Here is a 4,355-nt window from a genome sequence, read left to right as displayed (position 1 = left end):
TCCACTTGAATTAGATTCCTGGCGAAATCCAACCCAGAGGTGGTTCTCTCCTCAGACTTTCGCGACCTTACAGAAGCCTGTTTTCGTGTGCCCCACGATACAGTTCAAAACCTCTAAAATAATTGGTTTCTCTGGTACTTGACGCTTAGAGCTTTTACCTATAGGAGCATTCCCCTATAGAACCCCATAACTCTAGTTTTCAAGGTGCGTTCATCCTGCGATGACTGGGTTTTTTAAGCGGTTGCTTACCCTGCCCGCTATTCTTAATATCATACATCATATAAAGTCGCCCTAAAAGGGCGAGGCTTTAAACCCAATTTTTCGGTAAAAGATTGGTTACAGACTGAGCCAAGAGAGAAAACTAGGGGTAAAATGACAGTAATGTTGCCGATCACCCCTAAAAAACGACAACAATTAGTGCTGTTTACAGTACGCTAGTCTGGCTAACACGCTTTTGGGCGTGATATACGGAAAGATTCTTGAAAAAGTGCGTATTTAGCGTAACATTAAGGAAAGTTTCTGTATATTATCTAGTTATAATTTCAAGAGGCTACAGAGGGTTAAAAGATGACTACTAAAAAAAATATAAAATTATTCTTTGGTTGGCAATCCGATAGAGATTTGAAGTACTGTAAGGATTTTATATATGACGCTCTGAAAAAGATAGCTGAGGAACTCGATAATGATTCAAGTTTTCAATATAAGTTGAGTCTATTTGATTCTGCTATAGGAGAATCTGGTTTTCCGGATATACCTGATACTATCCTTAGAAGACTTTCCACATTAGATATAGTAGTTTTTGATTTAACTCCTGTTGCTACTACTGATGTTGGAACAAGGAAATCAAAGCAAATTGTTAATCAGAATGTGGCGTTTGAACTTGGCTATTCATTAAAGGCTATTGGAGATTCAAGGTTAATTATCGTCAGTAATTCACATTATGGATCAGCAATTCAGGATTTCTTTGATGTTAGGCATAGGCGCTATCCTATTGATTTCAATGTTGGCGAAAATTCGAGCGACGAAATATACATTCAACAAAGCAATCATTTAAAAAAAGAATTAAAAGAGCAAATTGTTAACATCATTACCTTGCACGGAGTTTATACTCCTCCAAGATTGCATGATCAATATTCTGAATGGTGGAATTCTCAAAATAGTGAGAGGGAATCCACCTCTATACAATTTGAAGGTAGAGAATTTTGGGTAGATAGCCTTGTGTTTTCTCCTGACACTAGACTCACTAATTCGTCAAGCATGGTATCCCGCTTTATGCCACAAAGCTTGGAAGGGAAAAAAGTATTAGATATTGGAACTGGTTGTGGTGTATTAGCTGTATTAAGTGCGCTGAAGGGTGCAAATAATGTTGTTGCTACTGATATTGATTCAAGGGCAATAGACAACGCCAGGAAAAATGTTGCAGCTTACGGATTGGAATCCAAAATAACTTTGGTTCAGACTGATTTGTTCAACAAAATTGATGATGAATTTGATCTGATTCTAGCTAACCTTCCAATAGATCCAAAACGATGGAAAAATGTTACTGACAGCGTAGACAACCTAGCTCTCAATTTTTTGTCGGATGTCCGCTCGAAACTTGCACATCAAGGAGTAGCACTTTTGCCTTGGGCTTCTTTCGGAAATGTAGAGAATATTCTTGAGTATCTTCAAAATCATAATATTCAACACAGACATAAATTAGAGAAAACATTTGGAGTTTTCTGGCATTTATTTATAATTCAGAAAGATTACACAACAAAATTATAGAAGGCAGAAAATTATAACAAATCACTGCACCCGACCGTATGCTAAACTACTGTTATCATCCAAAGTCCATGACGGCGGGTGAGTTCAATCGTTAGACGGATTTTATTAAAGGAGACAAAGCACATGGAATTAGCAGATGCTCTGTCAAGAAGCTTGGCAGGAGACTCAACAGACACGATATACATCAATGGTGATGTAGGCATTGATGAAGATCAGTCCCTTTTCAGGTTGTATCCAAATTTCAGCGATCGAGGGTTCTATTACTTAATACCGAGAAAAGGCGTTGGTGAATTATATGAATGGACAAAGGAGGAAATGCTTCAGGAAGGGTTTATAGGGCAGAAGCGTTATCGCGTGCCACTAAATTTTGGCACTAAAATCCAGATGGTCAAAATTCACAATATCATCGTTGGCTTATCTGAAGTAGGTAATGCCAACCTTAAAATAAATCCATCTAGCTGTGACGAATGTACGGGTGCTGATGGTACTAGATGTATCTGTTGTGAGGAAGGGTACAGATGTGTCAAGGAAAATGGTACCTGCACCTGTAAAAAATAGCAGTAAGGTAGGTATCTCCCAGTTGCCCACCTTCTCACGAAATCCAGTTACTCAGAAATTCTAGTTGTCCCTGCATTTCCTCTGACGACTTAGTGTTTATCAGTTTCAATACTCCGCGCATCAAGTCGCCAATCCCGTATCTTTGCTGCGGAGCCAGGATAATTCCTGCATGAGATAAACCTTGTTCAATGATAGTAGTATGCAATCGATAAAAGTCTCTTGTGTTGAAACTAAAAACAACCCGACCGTTTTGTCTTGCCCAATCTATTTGTTCTTCATCTGATCGATGGAGCATTCCTACATCCGCAACTGTCAGTACATCCACATTGCGAGATCTCAAAGCTTGTACAAAGTCCTCATCCATTGAGTCCTCGTCAACGTACAAAAGTATCTTGCTCATCTAAAATTCGTTAAACCCTCTTGCTGTGCAATGCTGCGAGCTTCCAGTATTCAGAGTCCTCTTCAGCCAAATCTGCTTCAATCTCATCGCGATTAGCATGATAATAAGCCAAAGCAGCATAAACTTGGGCAAGGCTTAGATGGCTCATACGACGAGCAATTTCCTCCGCACTTGCACCTTGCTTGTATAAAACAACTACTCGACGAACAGAGGTTCCTGTCCCTGTAATGACTGGGCGACCATTACCAATATCTGGGAAACGGGTGACTAATGTGCCTATATCAGTAGCAGTAGACATAGTTTATACTTTGGGGATGGGCTACGGATTGCTCACTCCAGTCTAACATTTCATTGCACCGGAACGAAGAAATACGCTTTTTGTTATAATGCACAGTGAATAGCCGTCCGGTGAATTCAACCGTTAGGTAATTTGAATCTAGCGGTGAGCAACAGGGCAAGAAAAGGAAAAAACGGAGCAGTGACAGCAGTAGGGGGCTTGGGAGCTTTAGTTGGATTTGGATGCATGATCGTTGGTTATATATGGAGTGTCAGAATTGTCTTTGATGAGTGGGGAGTATCGATGGGAGCAATCTCTATTTTGATGCTCCCAGCTACGTTAGCTATAATGCCTTGGTATGCAAGTTTAGTGTTGGGGAACTGGTGGTTGCTGGCTCTTATTTGGGGTGGGGTATCAGTAGTGCTATTAGTAGGGCTAATTGGTTAGTAGGGCTAATTGGTAGCGATATGGCGAAAGACTAAACTTGAAAATTAGGTATATGACCGATGACAATAACAATAGCTGTTGAAAAAGCACCATTAGTTACTGATTCTCAGGGCGTTGTACGAGTTGCTAACACTCGCGTTACCTTGGATACAGTTGTGACTGCTTTTCTTGAAGGGTGTACACCAGAAGAAATAGGAGAGCAGTATCCATCTCTACAACTACCGGATGTCTACTTAGCAATTGGTTACTACCTCAGACACCGAGATGAAGTTCATGCATACCTTGCAGAACGTCAACGTCAGTCAGAAAAAAATCGGCAGGAAGTTGAACAGCATTTTAATCCAATTGGAATCCGTGAACGATTGTTGGCAAGGAGAATCCAAAACGTTTAAACCATTATGATTCGGTTTCTTGCTGACGAAAATTTTAATCACCAGATTGTCCGAGGCATTCTTCGTCAAAATTCACAGATAGACGTTGTGCGGGTTCAAGATGTGGGATTGTCAGGAGTCGATGACCCCGCTGTTTTGGCGTGGGCGGCGCAAGAAGGACGTATTGTTCTCACCCATGATGTTGCTACCTTGACGACTTTTGCTTACGAACGTCTTGAATCAGGTTTATTCATGCCTGGGTTGTTTGAAGTTAGTCGTCGTGTCCCAGTAGGGTTAGCAATTGAAGAGATTCTCTTGATTGCTGAGTGTAGTCTTGAGGGAGAGTGGGAAGGTCAGGTAAGATTTCTTCCGCTCCGCTAAAAACAGCAGTGCAATCGCTACCTAACAACAGCGCTGCACCGGAACGTACAAGCTGGTCGGTTGAGTCATCGAAAATTTTGGGTGGGAAACCCCGCCGTTCTAGGTTGGCTTTACGTTAGAATTAAAAAGACCGTCTCGAAAACCAAGTGGGCGG

6 protein-coding genes are annotated in these 4,355 nt (G+C 41.0%); 4 read left to right on the top strand and 2 right to left on the bottom strand.

Annotation, left to right across the window (positions count from 1 at the left end; all coding sequences use genetic code 11):
* Nucleotides 1–567: 567 nt before the first annotated feature.
* The gene (locus tag BGL89_RS17540) at nt 568–1,767 is read left to right on the top strand and encodes a methyltransferase (RefSeq protein ID WP_286826818.1); all 1,200 of its coding nucleotides are present in this window, start codon (nt 568–570) and stop codon (nt 1,765–1,767) included.
* Between the two features lie 123 nt (nt 1,768–1,890).
* Nucleotides 1,891–2,325, top strand: coding sequence for a hypothetical protein (locus BGL89_RS17535; RefSeq protein ID WP_286826817.1), 435 nt, complete (start codon nt 1,891–1,893; stop codon nt 2,323–2,325).
* Nucleotides 2,326–2,359: 34 nt separating this feature from the next.
* On the opposite strand, the gene BGL89_RS17530 is transcribed toward BGL89_RS17535, so the two are convergent.
* Together BGL89_RS17530 and BGL89_RS17525 are read right to left on the bottom strand one after the other, a co-directional pair.
* Entirely contained in the window at nt 2,360–2,725 is a 366-nt protein-coding gene (locus tag BGL89_RS17530) for a DUF5615 family PIN-like protein (RefSeq protein WP_286826816.1), read from the bottom strand.
* Nucleotides 2,726–2,735: 10 nt separating this feature from the next.
* Nucleotides 2,736–3,023, bottom strand: a complete 288-nt coding sequence (locus BGL89_RS17525; protein ID WP_286826815.1) for a DUF433 domain-containing protein — start codon at nt 3,021–3,023, stop codon at nt 2,736–2,738.
* 485 nt (nt 3,024–3,508) lie between these two features.
* On the opposite strand from BGL89_RS17525, the gene BGL89_RS17520 reads away from it, so the two are divergent.
* Nucleotides 3,509–3,841 (top strand): DUF433 domain-containing protein, encoded by a 333-nt coding sequence (locus BGL89_RS17520; protein WP_024968814.1) that lies wholly within the window; start codon nt 3,509–3,511, stop codon nt 3,839–3,841.
* 6 nt (nt 3,842–3,847) lie between these two features.
* Entirely contained in the window at nt 3,848–4,201 is a 354-nt protein-coding gene (locus BGL89_RS17515; protein ID WP_286826814.1) for a DUF5615 family PIN-like protein, read from the top strand.
* The last annotated feature ends 154 nt before the right edge of the window (nt 4,202–4,355 follow it).

Origin of the sequence: Microcystis sp. LSC13-02 (genome assembly GCA_002282935.1) — a bacterium.
GTDB lineage: Bacteria > Cyanobacteriota > Cyanobacteriia > Cyanobacteriales > Microcystaceae > Microcystis.
This window is presented reverse-complemented; position numbering and strand designations above follow the sequence as displayed.

Coding starts and splice junctions, on each gene's coding strand:
- BGL89_RS17540 (WP_286826818.1), top strand. CDS start 568: ATGACTACTAAAAAAAATATAAAATTATTCTTTGGTTGGCAATCCGAT.
- BGL89_RS17535 (WP_286826817.1), top strand. CDS start 1,891: ATGGAATTAGCAGATGCTCTGTCAAGAAGCTTGGCAGGAGACTCAACA.
- BGL89_RS17530 (WP_286826816.1), bottom strand. CDS start 2,725: ATGAGCAAGATACTTTTGTACGTTGACGAGGACTCAATGGATGAGGAC.
- BGL89_RS17525 (WP_286826815.1), bottom strand. CDS start 3,023: ATGTCTACTGCTACTGATATAGGCACATTAGTCACCCGTTTCCCAGAT.
- BGL89_RS17520 (WP_024968814.1), top strand. CDS start 3,509: ATGACAATAACAATAGCTGTTGAAAAAGCACCATTAGTTACTGATTCT.
- BGL89_RS17515 (WP_286826814.1), top strand. CDS start 3,848: ATGATTCGGTTTCTTGCTGACGAAAATTTTAATCACCAGATTGTCCGA.